Source organism: Reyranella sp. CPCC 100927, assembly GCF_007859315.1.
Taxonomy (GTDB): Bacteria; Pseudomonadota; Alphaproteobacteria; order Reyranellales; family Reyranellaceae; genus Vineibacter.
In genome coordinates, this window is the sequence record NZ_VOHA01000041.1 from 23,211 (window position 1) to 39,533 (window position 16,323).

The 16,323-nt window shown below is 65.6% G+C and carries 16 protein-coding genes; 10 read left to right on the forward strand and 6 right to left on the reverse strand.

The genetic code is table 11. From position 1 onward, the window contains the following. Window positions 1–129: 129 nt before the first annotated feature. Window positions 130–849 carry a hypothetical protein gene (locus FQU96_RS41110; protein WP_146547250.1) on the forward strand — a complete coding sequence of 240 codons (720 nt, stop codon included), beginning with the start codon at window positions 130–132 and terminating at the stop codon, window positions 847–849. Window positions 850–1,509: 660 nt separating this feature from the next. Here FQU96_RS41110 and FQU96_RS41115 read toward each other — a convergent pair. Further along, complete coding sequence (locus FQU96_RS41115; protein ID WP_146547251.1) at window positions 1,510–1,926, reverse strand: RidA family protein; 417 nt, start codon at window positions 1,924–1,926, stop codon at window positions 1,510–1,512. Between the two features lie 14 nt (window positions 1,927–1,940). Further along, complete coding sequence (locus tag FQU96_RS41120) at window positions 1,941–2,774, reverse strand: phytanoyl-CoA dioxygenase family protein (protein WP_146547252.1); 834 nt, start codon at window positions 2,772–2,774, stop codon at window positions 1,941–1,943. A gap of 200 nt (window positions 2,775–2,974) precedes the next feature. On the opposite strand from FQU96_RS41120, the gene FQU96_RS41125 reads away from it, so the two are divergent. Beyond that, a complete protein-coding gene (locus FQU96_RS41125; RefSeq protein WP_218575077.1) occupies window positions 2,975–3,592 on the forward strand; it encodes a TetR/AcrR family transcriptional regulator in 618 nt (205 codons plus the stop codon). 364 nt (window positions 3,593–3,956) lie between these two features. Continuing rightward, window positions 3,957–5,192: an MFS transporter gene (locus FQU96_RS41130; protein ID WP_146547254.1), complete on the forward strand. Its 1,236-nt coding sequence runs from the start codon at window positions 3,957–3,959 to the stop codon at window positions 5,190–5,192. A 152-nt stretch (window positions 5,193–5,344) separates the two neighbouring features. Here the strand turns inward: FQU96_RS41130 and FQU96_RS41135 are convergent, their stop codons facing one another. Beyond that, the gene (locus FQU96_RS41135; RefSeq protein ID WP_178131172.1) at window positions 5,345–6,502 is read right to left on the reverse strand and encodes a YbfB/YjiJ family MFS transporter; all 1,158 of its coding nucleotides are present in this window, start codon (window positions 6,500–6,502) and stop codon (window positions 5,345–5,347) included. Window positions 6,503–6,607: 105 nt separating this feature from the next. On the opposite strand from FQU96_RS41135, the gene FQU96_RS41140 reads away from it, so the two are divergent. Beyond that, the gene (locus tag FQU96_RS41140) at window positions 6,608–7,189 is read left to right on the forward strand and encodes a TetR/AcrR family transcriptional regulator (protein WP_146547256.1); all 582 of its coding nucleotides are present in this window, start codon (window positions 6,608–6,610) and stop codon (window positions 7,187–7,189) included. 63 nt (window positions 7,190–7,252) lie between these two features. Here the strand turns inward: FQU96_RS41140 and FQU96_RS41145 are convergent, their stop codons facing one another. Both FQU96_RS41145 and FQU96_RS41150 read right to left on the reverse strand, forming a co-directional pair. Next, a complete protein-coding gene (locus tag FQU96_RS41145; RefSeq protein ID WP_146547257.1) occupies window positions 7,253–7,639 on the reverse strand; it encodes a type II toxin-antitoxin system VapC family toxin in 387 nt (128 codons plus the stop codon). Then, window positions 7,639–7,905 (reverse strand): type II toxin-antitoxin system Phd/YefM family antitoxin, encoded by a 267-nt coding sequence (locus FQU96_RS41150; protein ID WP_146547258.1) that lies wholly within the window; start codon window positions 7,903–7,905, stop codon window positions 7,639–7,641. The genes FQU96_RS41145 and FQU96_RS41150 overlap by 1 nt, the downstream gene beginning before the upstream one ends. Window positions 7,906–8,135: 230 nt before the next feature. On the opposite strand from FQU96_RS41150, the gene FQU96_RS41155 reads away from it, so the two are divergent. Continuing rightward, a complete protein-coding gene (locus FQU96_RS41155) occupies window positions 8,136–10,748 on the forward strand; it encodes a DUF3987 domain-containing protein (protein WP_146547259.1) in 2,613 nt (870 codons plus the stop codon). On the opposite strand, the gene FQU96_RS41160 is transcribed toward FQU96_RS41155, so the two are convergent. Further along, entirely contained in the window at window positions 10,745–11,332 is a 588-nt protein-coding gene (locus tag FQU96_RS41160; protein ID WP_146547260.1) for a DUF4337 domain-containing protein, read from the reverse strand. The genes FQU96_RS41155 and FQU96_RS41160 overlap by 4 nt on opposite strands. A gap of 285 nt (window positions 11,333–11,617) precedes the next feature. Here FQU96_RS41160 and FQU96_RS41165 point away from each other — a divergent pair, with 285 nt between their 5' ends. The 5 genes from FQU96_RS41165 (at window position 11,618) to FQU96_RS41185 (ending at window position 16,230) form a co-directional block, all read left to right on the forward strand. After that, window positions 11,618–12,631 (forward strand): TAXI family TRAP transporter solute-binding subunit, encoded by a 1,014-nt coding sequence (locus tag FQU96_RS41165; RefSeq protein ID WP_146547261.1) that lies wholly within the window; start codon window positions 11,618–11,620, stop codon window positions 12,629–12,631. A gap of 61 nt (window positions 12,632–12,692) precedes the next feature. Beyond that, window positions 12,693–13,004: a GIY-YIG nuclease family protein gene (locus FQU96_RS41170; protein WP_146547262.1), complete on the forward strand. Its 312-nt coding sequence runs from the start codon at window positions 12,693–12,695 to the stop codon at window positions 13,002–13,004. 169 nt (window positions 13,005–13,173) lie between these two features. After that, window positions 13,174–15,252, forward strand: a complete 2,079-nt coding sequence (locus tag FQU96_RS41175) for a TRAP transporter permease (RefSeq protein ID WP_146547263.1) — start codon at window positions 13,174–13,176, stop codon at window positions 15,250–15,252. Window positions 15,253–15,484: 232 nt separating this feature from the next. Continuing rightward, window positions 15,485–15,799, forward strand: coding sequence for a helix-turn-helix transcriptional regulator (locus tag FQU96_RS41180; protein ID WP_146547264.1), 315 nt, complete (start codon window positions 15,485–15,487; stop codon window positions 15,797–15,799). Next, on the forward strand, window positions 15,796–16,230 hold the full coding sequence (locus tag FQU96_RS41185; RefSeq protein ID WP_146547265.1) for an SRPBCC domain-containing protein: 435 nt from the start codon (window positions 15,796–15,798) through the stop codon (window positions 16,228–16,230). The genes FQU96_RS41180 and FQU96_RS41185 overlap by 4 nt, the downstream gene beginning before the upstream one ends. Window positions 16,231–16,323: the final 93 nt, after the last annotated feature.

Genomic DNA, 16,323 nt, shown 5'->3' on the forward strand with positions numbered 1-16,323 from the left:
CCGAGCGATGGCTCGGCATCTGCACCACGGTGGACTGTTGGGACGCAAACGCCATAGCCCGCGCTCCGTGGACTGGGTACTGTGCGCCGCGCCAAGAAAATGAATCGTTAGCGTAGGGGATTGTAGTCGATGTCTCGGACCACTCTGCGTACCCTCGTCGAGGGCGCCGTTCTTGTTGCCGCCGCTGTCGGTATCGGTGCTGTTGTTTACGCGCAGCAGGCGCCCACGCACGCACCGTCTGCACCGGCACCGGACCAGGTCGCACAAACGCCGCCTGCGGCGAAGCCACCGGCGACCAAGCCTGCCGCACCGGCACCGCAGCCGCCGGCCGCGCAGCAGTCCCAGCAGCCGCCGGCGGCCGCGCCGACGCCGCAGACACAGCAACAGCCGCCGCAAGGTCAGCCGGCACCACAGCCGACGGTGTTCGACGAACACGCCAAGCAGGGCAAGATCGCCAAGTGCGCCAACGTCTTCGGTGGCCTGGGCCGCCTTGTTGCCGCGGGTTCGGCCTACAGCGCCAAGTCGACGTGGAACGCCGAAGCCGGCGATGCGCACAGCGTGCAGTCGGTGGTCGCGCTGAGCAACGTCAACCCCGCCAACCCGGCGCAGCGCGCGGCCGGCATCGTTTTCGCGGCGCCGGTCGGCAACGCCTGTGAGGGCTCCCTGGTGCGGGTGACGCCGACGACCGACAACTGCCAGGTCGTGGCGGCGGAACTCGCCAAGCAGAACGGCCAGACCGGCGTGCTGGGCGACATGACACTGATGACGATGCCCAACGGCGCCCAGGTCATGCTGGTGCCGCTGGCCAACGCCTGCGTCGCCGTCAGTGTCCTGCAGGGCGCCGGCTGATCCCACACCTCTCGCCCCGCGCGAGCGGGGAGGAGAGGGAGAGCGCGGTGAGGGCAGGGGGCGGGGTAATCACCACTGTCGTCGTCCTGAGCGCAGCAAAGGACCTTGCGGTGCTGATATCAGCACCGTCATGCCTTTGACGATGCACCGCAAGGTCCTTTGCTGCGCTCAGCACGACGGTTGTGGTCCAAGATCCGAACACTTACCAAAGCGTTAAGCGATCTATGACCACGGGTTTCCTCCCATGTGGAAGAATTTCGCGAGATCGTAACAGGCACCGCACAGCACTTTGGGCTCCGCTTGCTCCAGCGCTTCGCCAACCCACTCACCACCGACGTTGATTCGCCGTTCTTCGCAAGCCGAGCACCAAGCGTCCGGCCGAGAATTGTTCGGGTTGTCCGACGGCCAGAAAAAGCCAACCCGCTTACGATGGGTCAGGCCATCGACAATGTGCTGGCACACAAGCGTTTCTTGCTGTGAGCCATGAACGGCGCATTTGACGGTTCGCACTTCACCCTCACTACTCCAAACCTGCATACCCAGGAGAAGTAGAAATCACTCTTTCAACACTGTCCACGCCTGAAGACGAGTTGCCAACGCCGTTCGATCATAGGCTGCCCGCACCGGCACACAGCATTTCAATCGCTGCACGCGATGCCGTCACGCCGCGCCGCAACCGGCCACGGCGACGGCGCGGATTTCCACGCACAGTTCGGGAAGCGCCAATTCGGTTACGCCGACGGCAGTCCATGACGGATAGCGGTCGGGAAAGAAAGTATCCTTGATCCGCGCAAAAGCCCGCATCTCGCCGCGCAGGTTGGTGTGGAATGTCGTCAGCTCGACGACATCCGCCAGGCTGGCGCCCGCCGCCTCGAGGACGGTTTGCAGGGCCCGGAAGGCAAGCTGCGCCTGTGCTTCCATGCCCTTGCCGGGAGTCATTGCGGCGTCGATCCCGACCTGGCCGGAAACCCAGATCGTGTTGCCCACGCGCGTCGCCTGCGCGAAGTGAAGGGAGTCGTACATCGCCTGGGTAGGGCCCGGGTTGATCGATTGACGCCTGAGATCCTGTGCGCTCACGGTTCGATCTCCCCTTAGACGAGCTGGCGGAAGACGGGCGCGCGGAAGGGCGCGCCCGGCGCCAGGGCCGCCATCTCTTCCTTGAAGAGCGTGCCGTTGCGCGCGTAGCCCGCGCGGCTTTCTTCCGGCAGCGGGTGGAACGTCGCGTCATCGCCGAAGAAGCGGAAGACGATGGTGTGACGGTCCGGAAAGTCGGCATCGACCGGCGCACCGCCATGCAGCGTGCCGGGATGGAGCACAACCACGTCGCCGGGCTCTGTCGCCCACGAGAGAATGTCGTAGGCATCGGGATCGGCTTTGCGCTCGGCCTCGATGTCCGGCAGACGGGGCAGGGCGTCGCCGCCATGCAGGGGCTGCGTCGGGTCGTTGGGATCGCGGAAGGTGGTGCCGTCGTAGCGCGTACCCCGATGCGAGCCGCGAACGATTTCCAGCGCATTGCGCTGGGGGACGGCTTCGAAGCTGATCCACGCATTGCCCCAGTGCAGGCCGCCCCACGGCAGATAGGACGTGTCCTGATGCCACAGCGTGCGGGCGCCGCAGCCGCCAGCTTTGAGAAACACTTCCTCGGCGAAGTACCAGACGTGCTGTGAGCCCCACAGGTCGGCGAACAGCCGGCCGAAGGGCAGGGACGGCACCAGCGCGTCCAGTCGCGGCTTGGCGAGCGGGTTGCTGTTGTCGACGTGCGACTGCTGCTCGGTCCCTTTGTACATCCGCGACGCGTAGGGGCCGGGATTTTCGACGGCCCAGTCGAAGGCCGACCGGCATTGCGCCAACTGCGCGTCGTCCAGGCAGCCTTTGATGAGGACGGCCCCGTCCTCCAGGAATGCTCTCCGCATGGCGTCCTGCATGGTGCTTCTCCCTGGTTCGTATGACGATTTGCAGAATAGCCGGTTTCCATATTTAACACAACAGATGTTATGATAATTTATATGGCCACCGAACGCGCTATTTTCCTCGCATGATTCGCAATCATGTTCCCTCGACGAGGGCTGGCCGCCCGACGGCCGACAGTGAAGCCGAACCGGCTGTCCGCGGACGGGGGCGGCCGGTGGGCGACCGCGAGGCGAAGCGGGCGGAACTGCTGAAGGCGGCAATCGCAGTGATCGCGCAGGAGGGTTTTGCCGGTGCCTCGCTGCGCAAAGTGGCGCAACACGCGGGATGCACCACGGGAGCGGTGACCTACTATTTCGCGAACAAGGAAGAGATGGTCATCGCCGTCGCTGAAAGCCTGTTCGACCAATTCGACGCCCAGCTTGGCAAGGGGCAGGATCGGATCGACGTCAGGGTCGGCTTCCAGCGCTGGCTGGATTGGACGAACGCCGACGATCCCGCCCCGTGGCTGGCGGGGTTTCAGTTGCTGGCCTACGCGCGGCACGAGCCGGCGTTCGCCGCCGTCTACCAGCGGCGCTACGCCCGCTATCGCAGTGCGCTGGCGGCGATCTTGGCGCGCGGGCAGGACCGGGGCCTGATCCGCAACGACATCGCGGCCGACTTGCTGGCCGATCAGCTGAGTGCGATGGGTGACGGCTGGATGATGATGTTCCCGATCGAACCGGAACGGTTCCAGCCGGCCCGGGTCAAGGCCCTCCTGGACGCCACGATCGCCATGATCGCGCCGCCGCCGACCGCAACCGGCAAGGTCGGCTCGCGCGGTAAGGTGAGGTAGCCTGCGGTCGTCCGGACCGTGAAGGCAGTGCCGGCGACGGCTGGGACCGCGCCGCTCCAGCGGCGCTCATGAACCGCCCTTGGGACACAGGCGAGAGCATGCGCTTTCGCCCGTGCATCGCCGGCGGATCCCGGTCATGTCGTTTCACCTTGAAGGGGTACGGGCGGCGGCCACGGAAATGCGAGCCGGACGTTCGCGCCTCCATGAGCCTTCTCGGCACGCAGAATGACGGCCTTTTTCTGTCTTGCGCAGGGCAGCCTTTGATGATTTTACGCAACATACGTTATTGTAAATAGATGCGGCGCGGGAGCGACCTGCCAACGATGTGCGGGCGCCCGCACCGACAAACGGAAGAACAAGAGCGATGCCCTTGCTGCACGTCCTGCGTCCCGCGCTGCCGATCCTGATCGGCGCTTCCGTCATGCTGACGCTGAGCATGGGGCTCAGGCAAAGCCTTGGCATCTTCCTTCAACCGCTGACCCACGACATTCGGATCTCGGTGTCCGACTTCACGCTGGCGCTTGCGGTCCAGAATCTCACCTGGGGATTCCTGCAGCCGTTCACGGGCGCCATGGCGGTGCGCTACGGCTTTCGTCCACTCATGGTGACCGGCTCGTTGCTCTATATCGCAGGGCTTGCACTGATGGCGGGCGCACACGGTGTCGTCAGCATCACGATCGGCGGCGGCATCCTGATCGGAACATCACTCGCTTGCACGGCGACGGCGATCGCGATGTCGGTGACGGCACGCGCGGTGCCGGCGGCGGTACGGTCGACGGTGCTCGGCATCGTCTCCGCCGCGGGCTCGCTGGGCGCGCTGCTGTCGGCGCCGATCGGGCAATTGTTGAACGAAGGCTTCGGCTGGCGTGTCGGGTTGCTGGGCTTCGTGCTGCTGGCTTTGCTGATGATCCCAGCCGCCTGGTACGCCGGCCGCATCGACAGGATTCCGCTGCCCAAGCCCGCGGCCGACGACATCGGCAACGCTACGGCGGCGATGGCCGCGAGGACCGCGTTCGGCAACACCTCCTTCGTGGTGATGACTGGCGCTTACATGGTCTGTGGCATGCAACTCGTCTTTCTCACCACGCATCTGCCGTCTTATCTGGCGATCTGCGGCCTCGATCCGATGCTGAGCGCGCAGACGCTCGGCATGATCGGCGGCTTCAACGTGCTGGGCTCACTGTTCTTCGGCTGGGCCGGCCAGCGCTGGAACAAGCTCGCGCTGCTCGGTGCGATCTACATTCTGCGGTCTCTGGCGCTTGGCTGGTACTTCACGCTGCCGGCAACCCCTGAATCCACGCTGCTGTTCGGTGCCATCATGGGTTTCCTCTGGATGGGCGTGGGTCCGCTGGCCGCCGGTGCCATTGCCGAGATGTTCGGGTTGCGCTGGCAGCCGATGATCCAGGGGCTTGCCTTCATGAGCCATCAGGTCGGCAGCTTCCTCGGCGCCTACGGGGGCGGGCTGCTCTACGATGCGCTCGGCTCCTATACGATGGCCTGGCACATCGGCGTCTCGCTCGGCCTGGCCGGCGGCGTCATCCAGATCGCCTTCGCGCTGATCTGTCCGCCGCAACCGCCGTCGCTGCTGAGGGCAGCATGACCCCTCGCGCCGCGAGAACGGAATGAGGGCCCATCGCGCAGCGATGGGAGGGTGAGGGGTATACGACCTGCCTATCCTTGTACAGTGTGACTGGCCGCTTGTACCGAGTACCTACGAATGAGCGTAGTCGCGGACCGTCTCCCAGGTTGGCATCACCTGGCTGGCGCCGGCGGACGCTGCAGCAGGTTTACGCACGCTGCGAGGCCCAACAGAACGGGCGATACCCAGAAGCCCGCGGCGATGCTGTCTGTTGCGTCGGAAATCGCACCTGCCAGGACCGGGCCGGCAGCCTGCCCCGTCGCGAAGCTGACGGTCAGCAGAGAGATGGCGGCTGTCCAGGATGATGCCGGCAACTGGCGTTGCGCGACGATGGTGATCGCTGTCGGGCCGGCCAGAAAGCTGCCGCCGAACAGGATCGCCGACACGAACATCGCCGTCGGACCGGAATCAACGAGGACGGGCAGGGTGCCCAGCATCGTCACCCCGAACACCAGGGCTGGCCCGCGACCGCCGTGAAAGGCACCCAGGGCCCGCCCCCACAGCAGGGTGGATACGGCCGCGAAGAGCCCCAGGACACACCAGAACCATGTCACCTGGTCGCTGCTGCTGCCCTGCTTCTGCAGCAGCGCGATGATGAACGTCATGTAGCCGACATAGCCGGCGCCGAAGAGGCCGTAGCCGGCAAACGTGGGTGCCAGTTGACGCAGTTCGTGCCAAGCCAACATCGCCGTGCCGCCGCCGACCGGTTCGGTGACGCGGCGGGCGGCCCACCACGCCGCCGGCAGCCCGGCGGCACCCATGAGGCCCAACACGATCCAGCCCACCGGCCATTGGTGTACGCCAGCCTCCAGAATGATCGGCACGGCGACGCCTGCGAGAAGGATGCCGATACTGACGCCGGCAACGTAAATGCCGACCAGGGTGCCACGCCGGCGCGGATCCTGTGTGGGGCAGATGGCGACCGCCAGTCCGGCGCCGAGGATGAAGGTCAGCGCTGTCGTGATGCCGCCGACAGTCCGCAAGGCCACGAGGAGAGAAAGGCTCGTCGTTGCGGCCGTTGCGAGCAGAACCAGGACGCTCGCCAGGAAACCGGCGAGGAAGGCACGGGCCGTGCCCCAACGGCGCGCTGTCCATGTCGCGACGAGCGCACCGACCACGTAGCCGGCACCATTGGCCGTATTCAGCGCGCCAGCCTCAACGTAGGTCCAACCCAGATCGGCGCGCATCGGCGGCAGCAGCAGGCCGTAGGCAAAGCGCGAGAGTCCCAGCGCCACTGCGGTACCGGCGGACAGTCCGAATGCAGTGACCATCTCGCGCCAGATGTGGCTTCTGTTCCTGGTCGGTCGTGGGATCATTCTTGACATTGTTGTCAAATTTGACGATCTTGTCAAAGATGAATCGCCGGAGTGCCTGAAATGGTGGGCGCGCGTCAATTCGACGAGCAGGAAGTGATCGCCATCGCGCTGGATGTATTCTGGCGCAAAGGTCTTCACGACGCGACGATGCAGGATCTTGCCGCGGCGACGGGAGTCCAGCGCGGCAGTCTCTACAACGCCTACGGCGACAAGGAAGCGATTTTCCTGCGTGCGTTCGACCGGTACGCCGAGCAATTCCTGGAGATGGTCGATCGTGCCTTGACCCAGGGCGATGACGCTGCGGCCCGGCTCGACAAGTTCTTCGACGTCATCATTGTGAACATGACCAGCGGCTCACCGCCGCGCGGCTGCCTGACAACGCGTACCGCGCTCGATGCGGCCATTTCCAGCACGGATGTGCGTCAGCGCGTGCGCGGCGTGCTGGGCCGACTTGAACAATGCATCGACAAGGCTATCGACGCCATTCCAGCCACGAAAGCGGCGATCGACTCAAAACGACTGGCGCGTGTCGTCGTCACCTTCACGAGAGGGCTCGCCGTGATGGAACGCGCTGGCTACAGCCGCAAGCAACTCAAGGACTCCGCGGAGACCTTCGTGCAGGCACTGGTCGGCAAGGCGTAAGAATGGGCTAGTGGCACAGTGTGCAGTACGAGATCGAAGACAGGGCGGCCACCACGCATGACGTCAGATTTGCCATGCCAGGGGATGGTCGTGCAAAGCGCGGTCCACCGTCACCAGTTTCAGGTTCTCTACTTGGCACTGCGCTAGCAAAAGCCGATCGAACGGATCGCGAGTCGGCCGCTCGGGTTCAGCGGCAGTAATCACATGGCTGGTGTGGATCGGCAGGAGGGTGAGGCCAAGCGCCTCGACGTACCCGGCGATATCCTGCAGCGGCATGCCGGGATCAAGCTTTCCTAACCGCGTCTTGATGGCCGTTTCCCAGAGACTGGCAACGCTGACAAACCCGATCGTGGACGGGTCGATGAGGTGACGCGCGATGTCAGGATGTTGCCTGACCAGGCTGCGTCGCAGGAATCCCAGGACGATATGCGTGTCGAGCAGAACACGCATCAGGGTGTCGGCAGCTTCCGGAGAAGGAAGTCCTCCGGCAGCGGTGCGTCGAAATCGTCGGCAATGAACGGCACGGCTTTTTTGATTCCTCGCGACCGTAGATAGGCGTCACCCGCCGCGAGATCCAAACCGCCGCGCGCGCTGTGCGGCACGAGATCGAAGACGGGGCGGCCGTTGCGTGTCACGACGATCGTTTCACCGTTCTCCACGTCGCGCGCGAGTTCGGTGAGGTGGTTTTTAGCGTCACGGATGGATACGGTTTTCATGTGCATGAATGTGGCTACATGTAGCTACATAACCAAGGAGGAAAATCACTTGTTTTCGATAAGAGAATAATTTATACACATCAACACACAGACACAATCGGCGCTGGATCGTCAGCAGGTTAACGCCGCTGAGCAGACCATTTCTGCAGCGACAGGCGTGCTGGCCTGTCGGACCGGCGCTGATTGCCGTCGTCGGCCAGAACCTCTTTCCACACCACCGCAGGCACCCCATGAGCGCCAGCGATTTTGCGACCCTGACGCACCCCCAGTACGGGAAGCCCGTGCGCTGGTGGCACTACACCGACGCGTTTGCCGTCGCCGGCTTTGTTGTGCAAGGCCAGCGGAAAATCGTCCACGCGGCCGTCAGGAAAGGCGAGCACTGCTTCTGGCACATGCCGCTCACACCGGCACCACTGCCGATCTATCGCGCGGCGGCGCTGGCTGAACGTCCAGATGCGCCGGTGCTGCTGCTTGAGAGCGAGGCACTGGCCGACTCGGCATCGGGTCTGTTTCCCGACCATGTCTGCGCCGCGTGGGCGCTGGGCAGCAACTATGTGAATATGGCCGACGTTACGCCCTTCAGCGGTCGCGATGTCATTCTGTGGCCTGCCGGCGACGGTGCCGACTCGACCACGATAGAGCGGATGCGGGTGCGCCTGCACGGCATCGTGCGCTCGCTCGTCGTGGTCCGCGCGCCGCGCACCTGGCCGGTGTCGTGGTTCGATGCGCCGTCGAGTCCGCCTGACTCCGAAGTCGCTGCCCTGCGCCGCGCGCTGCGTGAGGCGAGCGGGCAGGACGCTCCGCCTGACCGCGGTGCCGGTCCCGGCAAACGCGACAAGCCGCCACCGGTCCTCATTGCAGAGGGCAACACCGTCGCACAGGGCGATGCGGGTCCTCTCCGCCCGCGCAGCGGCGATCGTGTTCACACATCGCGCCCGTCATCGGAAAGCGCTGTTCGTTGCTTTCCCCCGGAGGAGGAGGAGGGGACGTTCTGGGTGTGTGAATCCGATAGCCCGCGCGGCGGCGGGAAAGACCCATCGCGTGAGCGAGGGGAGGGTGAGGTGGGTGTAGGAGGCGGACGTGATCTCGCTAACGAAACCGCAGGCGTCTTGACCACCCACACGACCCTTCCACGCTGCGCGTGGACCCCTCCTTCTCCCCCCGCGGCGCGGGCGGAGAAGGGATCAGCACCCCGCGTTTCAGGGACTGACGCGATATCCGATGAGCCTCCCGACGTGCCAGCCTTCCCGGCCGCTGTGCTGCCGCCGCTGTGGCGCGCCTGGGTCGAGCAGACGGCCCGCACGGCGGGTGCGCCGATCGATGATGTCGCGCTGGCGTTGCTGACCGCCATGGCCGGCCTGATCGGCAACGCGCGGCGCGTCAGTCCGGTGCCGGGATGGGGCGAGCCCTGCGTACTGTGGACGGGATTGGTCGGCGCGCCATCGGCGGCCCGCACGCGCGCCAGGGACACCGTGCTCGGCCTGATGCGCGATCTCGAGACGCGTCGCGGCATGACCGGTGATGCTGCTTTCCGTCGACACGCCGCAACGCGCGAGGCGGCGCGTGCGCTGACCCGACGCTGGCGGCAGGACGTGTACAACATGGTGATGAGCCGGGCGGTGCCGGATGATCTGCCCGTGGACGCGATGGAACCGCCGTTGCCGCGCCGGCTGGTGGTCGATGATGTGCGCCTCGATGCGATCGCCGCGGCCATGGCCGGCCGCCACCAGGGCATGCTGATGACCACCGACGCGCTCGGGGCCTGGTTGAAGCAAGCCTCGCGGCGTCGGGCCGGCGTCGATCAGCAGAGCTGGCTGAAGCTGTGGTCGGCGCGGCCGTGGACCATCAGCCGCCGTCATCAGCCGGCGGCTGACATTGTCGGCGCCCTCTCGATCCTGGGCGTCCTGGATGTCGATGCATTGCCGCCGGTCCGCCGTGCTGATGACGATGACATGCTCGCGCGCATCCTCGTGGTCTGGCCAGCACCGCCGCCATTGCGCGCGCTGTCAGCCGCGAATGCCGAGCCGCCGGCCGCGGTACGCGAGGCGCTGGCCCGGCTGGTCGACCTGCCGCCGGAGTTCCGTGACGTGCCGCTGTCAGCGGCAGCGCTCGCCGTCTTCGAGACGTTCCGCCGCGCACATGATCAGGGTGCTCGCGGTCTGTCCGGTCGTGCGCTCGCCTGGTGGCGCCAAGGCGACGCCACTGTGTTGCGCCTCGCGGGTGTGCTGAGTTTCCTGGACTGGGCGACTGAGACGGCCGAGGCACCGGAGCCGGTGCAGGTGCCGGCCGGGGCCATCGAAGCGGCGGTCGATCTCTGGCAGACCTACCTGTGGCCGCACGCCGAGGCCGTCTTTCGGAGCAGCGCCAGCCGCGATCACCAGCGTAAGACCGACCGGGTGCTGCAATGGCTGGAAGAACATCGTCCCGAGACGGTGTCACGCGAGGAAATCCGCCGCACCATGCTGTCACAGACGGTCGACGCCGACGGCGCCGATGCGATCGCCAGGCAACTGGTGGAGGCTGGCTGGCTGCAGCCGCTGAAACCCGAGAAGGGTGGCTCGGGCCGCCCGGCCGTGCGCTGGCAGGTCATCAAACTTCCCCCGGGGGCGCAGGCCGGAGGCGTGTCCGGCGACAGCGACGCTATCGCCAAATGTGGCCAAGACCCTTCGGCAGGCTCAGGGCAGGCTGCCCATGCCCCCAGGACGGTTTCCGCCATTTCCGCAACCGACTTTGCGGCGGCTCTCCTGGGAGCGCGGGCCTCCGGCCCGTTCATGCGCGGCGCCGGCGATGCCATCCTCGAACGCAGGCATGACGTCCGCGCTACCAGCGAGCGGCCGCCCTAGAACAGATGAATCAAATGCGGTTTGAACAGGCCGATGGCTGTGAAGGCCACGGCGATGCCGCCCAGGCCGATGGCACCCCAGATCAGTGCCGTCATGCCGGTGATGATGGCCGCCGACGCCAGCACGATCGCGATCTGCAAGGCCGCCGACGCCACCTCGTAGTGGTGGTGCGCGGCGGCGGCATCGTCGCGCTTCTTCTCGGCTGCCTTGGCGCGTGCCGAGAGCTGCTTGCGGCCTTCGCCGGTCTCCGGCTCGTCGTCATAGCGGTCGTGGTTGCGTTTCCACAGCGCCAGGCGATGCTCCATCGACTTCTTGGCCTCAGGGTCGGCCGTATACTTCGCCGTGATCTCCAGTTCCTCCGATGCCGTGCGCAGCGTCGTCATGCGGATGGTCTTGGCCTGGAAGAACGACCACAGGTTCGCCGCCTCGATGTTCTGCGCCAGGGTTGCCGTCTGGGCGCTTTTGCCCAGGGTCTCCGAGACCGCCAGGAACAGCGCCAGCACCGAGATCAACAGCGCGATCTTCTTGTTGCTGCCGCCGTGATCGTCGTGGCCCGCACCATGGTGGCCGTGTCCGCCTGTCATACCGTGCTCCCTGTCATCGTGGCGCGGGGGTATGCCGTGCCGCGGCCCGCCTTTCAACCCTGCTTCGATGACAGTTTTTTCCTCCCACGGCGAAGCTGGGGGAAGGTGGGTACTTCGACGCTGAGCGTCGACGTACCTGAGCCGGAAGGGGGAGCCGACGCAGTCTCAGACGCCAAGACCACGTCGTATCGGGCCATCTCCCCGCTGCGTGGGGAAGAAGTCATCGCCCGTTGCTATCGCGCACCACGCCCGCTTTAATCGCCCCGAGACAGGGGAGAGAAACACATGATCGACAGACGGCGGTTCCTGACACTGAGCGCAGTGGCCACCACGGGTGCCTTCGCCACCACCGGCGCCCCACACGCGCAGCAGGTGAAGTTTTTCCGCATCGGCACGGGCGGCACGGCGGGTACGTACTATCCGCTGGCCGGCGTAATCGCCAACGCCATCTCCAATCCCCCCGGCTCGCGGGCCTGCGATCAGGGCGGCTCGTGCGGCGTGCCCGGCCTGGTGGCAACGGCGGTGGCGTCCAACGGCTCGGTGGCCAACGTCAATGCCGTCAACGGCGGCTCGATGGAGTCGGGTTTCACGCAGTCCGATGTGGCGTACTGGGCCTATACCGGCACCGGCCTCTACGAGGGCAAGCCGAAGGTCGAGAGCCTGCGCCTGATCGCCAACCTCTATCCGGAGAGCATCCACCTGGTGGCGCGCAAGGGCTCCGGCCTCAAGTCGGTGGCCGATCTGAAGGGCAAGCGCGTGTCGCTCGACGAGCCGGGCTCGGGCACCCTGGTCGACGCCCGCATGATCCTGGCCGCATTCGGCCTGACGGAGAAGGACATCAAGGCCGAGTATCTCAAGCCGCAACAGTCGGCCGACAAGCTCAAGGACGGGGCGCTCGATGCCTTTGTCAGCGTCACCGGCTATCCGCAGGGCGCCATCAGCGAACTGGCTGCCACCAGCGGCATCGAACTGGTGCCGGTCGAGGGACCGGGCATCGACAAGATGCTGGCGCAGTACACGTTCTTCGCCCGCGACGAGATCCCGACCGATGCCTACAAGGGCGTCGCTGGCGCCAAGACCATCAGCGTCAACGCGCAATGGGTGACATCGGCCAAGCAGTCCGACGATCTGGTCTACGAGGTCACGAAGGCGTTGTGGAACGACAACACCCGCAAGCTGCTCGACGCCGGCCATGCCAAGGGCAAGACCATCCAGCTCAAGACCGCGCTCGCCGGCGCCGGCATCCCCGTCCACCCCGGTGCCGAGCGGTTCTACAAGGAGAAGGGCGTGGCGAAGTAAACTGTCATCCTGAGCGAAGCGAAGGATCTGTTGTGCGGTCCGATGGCACGGGCCTTTCGTCATGAACCGCGACCATCGCTACTGGGTCTACATTATGGTCAGCCGGTCGTTTCACGCGATGTACGTGGGCGTCACGAACGACCTAGAACGACGCGTCTGGCAGCATCGCGAGGGAGTCGGCAGTGCATTCGTGAAGAAGTATCGCATCCACCGGCTGGTCTATGCCGAAGAATACCGAGACGTGAGCCAAGCCATTGCGCGCGAGAAACAGCTCAAGGGCTGGCGTCGCCTTCGCAAGAACGAGCTTGTGATGGCCGCCAATCCAACGTGGGAAGACCTCATGCCGCACGACGGCGAATCCCTGAAAACATGACGTACTCTGTCATCCTGAGCGAAGCCTCTGTCATCCTGAGCGAAGCGAAGGATCCGTTGTGCCATGAATGCGCACGGGCGGTGCTCACGGACGCACATACGCCATGGATGGTCCCGTGCGGTGCCACCGTACAAGAGATCCTTCGCTTCGCTCAGGATGACAACCGCCCATGACCGCCGTCAACGTCGATATCAAGAAGGCCGAAGAGCTCGAGCGGCAGTTCGATGCCGAGATGCACTTCCGGCCGCTGCTGCCGCCGGCAACATGGATCGTGGCGGCGATGCTGTTCGCGCTGTCGTGCTTCCACTACTACACGGCGGGGTTCGGGCTGCTGCGCGAGCAGACGCATCGCGGCATCCACATGGCCTTGGTGCTGGGCCTGATCTTCCTGGTCTTCGCCGCCAACCGCAGGCACGCCGATGCCGCGCCGGTCTCGGCCTGGTGGAAGCCGGGCGCGGTGCCGCTCTATGACTGGGCCTTGCTGATCGCCGCCGCCGTCGCCTCGCTCTACCTGCCGGCAATCTTCGAGGACATTGCGTTCCGCGTCGGCAATCCGCTGCCCATCGACGTGGTGATGGGCACGATCCTCACCGGCATCGTGCTGGAGGCGACGCGGCGTACCATGGGATGGCCGCTGGTGATCATCTCGCTGGCCTTCATCGCCTATGCCTTCCTCGGCCCCTGGATGCCGGGCATCCTGGTGCATCCCGGCACGACGTGGTCGCAGCTGATGGACCACCTCTACCTCACCAGCCAGGGCATCTACGGCATCCCGATCGGCGTCGTCGCCACCTACGTCTTCCACTTCGTGCTGTTCGGCGTCGTGGCCATGCGCATCGGCCTGGGGCGCTTGTTCCTGGCGCTCGCCATGGCGGTGGCCGGGCGCTTCGCCGGCGGTCCGGCCAAGGTGGCGATCTTCGGATCAGCGCTGTTCGGTATGATCTCGGGCTCGTCGGTGGCCAACGCCGTCACCGTCGGCTCGCTCACCATCCCGATGATGAAGCGGCTGGGCTACCGCCCGCATTTCGCCGCCGGTGTCGAGGCCACCGCCAGCACCGGTGGCCAGATCACGCCGCCGGTGATGGGTGCCGCGGCGTTCCTGATGGTCGAGTATCTCAGCCTGCCGTACCAGACCATCATCGTGGCCGCCATCGTGCCGGCCTTCCTGCATTTCTTCGGCGTCTTCGTGCAGGTGCATTTCGAGGCCAAGCGCGTGGGCCTGCGCGGGCTTGAGCCGCACGAGATGCCGGACTGGAAGGCGACCTTGCGCGCTGACTGGGTGACGCTCATTCCGCTCGCCGGCCTGCTGTGGAAGTTGTTTGACGGCTCGACGCCATACCTCGCCGCGTTCTGGGGCATCTCGCTCTGTATCGCCGTCGGCATCATCCGGCCGCTGATCGCGGCGGCACGCGAGGGCAGTGGCGCCATCGTTGCCGCCGGGCGCATGGCGGTGACCGACATGGTCGACGCCTTCGTCATGGGCGCGAAGTACGCGCTGGCGGTGGGTGCTGCCGCCGCCGCCATCGGCATCATCATCGGTGTCGTGACCCTGACCGGCACGGCGCTGAAGTTCGCCACTATCATCGTCGGTGTCGCCAACGACGCCGCCGGCGTGCTGCAGCCGTTCCTGCCCACCGACCGCGCCAGCCTGGTGCTGATCTTCACCCTGATCATGACGGCGCTGGTCTGCATCCTGATGGGCTGCGGCGTGCCGACCACGGCCACCTACATCATCATGGTGACGGTGGCGGCGCCGGCCATGGGCCTGCTGGGCGTGGCGCCGTTGGTGACGCACTTCTTCGTCTTCTACTACGGCGTGCTGGCCGACGTGACGCCGCCGGTCGCCGTCGCGGCCTACGCTGCCGCCAGCATGGCAGCCGCCGATCCGTTCCGCACCGGCAACACGGCATTCCGATTGGCGCTCGCCAAGGCGCTGGTGCCATTCGTCTTCGTGTTCTCGCCGTCGCTGCTGCTGGTGCTGCCCGGCTTCTCGTGGGGCGACTTCCTGTTCACCCTGGGCGGCTGCCTGATCGGCATCACGTTCCTGGGTGCCGCCTTCAGCCGCTACCTGCTGACGCCGCTGGCCGGCTGGGAATGCTGGCTGCTGGGTATCGCGTCGCTGCCCACCATTGCGCCCGGCATCACCAGCACGCTGATCGGCATCGCCATGGCGGTGCCGGTGTTGGCCCGCCAACTGCTGGCGTGGCGCGCGCAGCGCGCTGTAGCGCCGCTGTCATCCCGAGCGTAGCGAGGGATCTTGAGATCGGCGCTTATCCCTCGCCACGCTCGGAGGATGTGATCTTGATCGCTTCGCGCTGTCATTCCGAGTGTAGCGAGGAAGCTTTCGGCAGTTTCTGGGCCGTTGACGGCCGGAAAAGATCCCTCGCTCCACTCGGGATGACAGCGTGGGCCCATAAAATCACAGGCTGTCAGGATAACAGCCTCTTGTATTTCGAATAAGTAGGTACTTATATATAGGCATGATCGAGACGGAAATTCTCCGGGCGCTGGCCGACCCGACGCGGCGCGCGATCTTCGAACGGCTGGCCCGGCGCGAAATGAGCGTGTCGGAGCTGAAGGCAGGCTTTGATGTTTCGCAGCCCGCGATTTCGCAGCACCTGGCGGCGCTGCGCGGGGCAGGGTTGGTGGCCGAGCGCCGCGAAGGCAGGTTCGCCTATTACCGCGTCGATCCCAAGGGGCTGACGCCGCTGGTCAACTGGATCGATCGCTACCGCAGCTTCTGGCCGGCGCGGATCGAGAAGCTGAAAGACGTGCTGAAGGGAATGGACACATGACCGACGATAGAGCGTGCGACGACTCCATCACCGTCGAGTGCGATCTCGATCAGCCGCCGGCGCAGGTCTGGCGCGCGCTGACGGAGCCCGAACTGCTGGCCGCCTGGTTGATGCCCAACGACATCCGTCCCGCGGTCGGTGATCGCTTCGTCTTGCAAGGCGAGCCTGACGTCGGTGGCGCCATCGACTGCGAGGTGCTCGCGGCCGAACCACATCGGTTGCTGCGCTACAGTTGGCGCGGCGGCGAAGGGCTCGACTCCGTCGTCACTTTCGAACTGGCCGGCACGCCATCGGGCGGTACGCACCTGCGCATCGTGCACAACGGCTTCGCGACCATGGCGCCGCGGGGGACGGTGACGATGCTGGCTGACCGGGCTCGTCGTCCAACGACACGCACCGTCATGCAAACAGGACTGAAGCTCGCGGCGTAATTCCCTCCCCCACGCAGTGGGGGAGGTGGCCGAAGGTCTTCAGCCGCAACATGGGTAACAGTTTGTGCTCACCACATGGGTAACAGTTTTCTC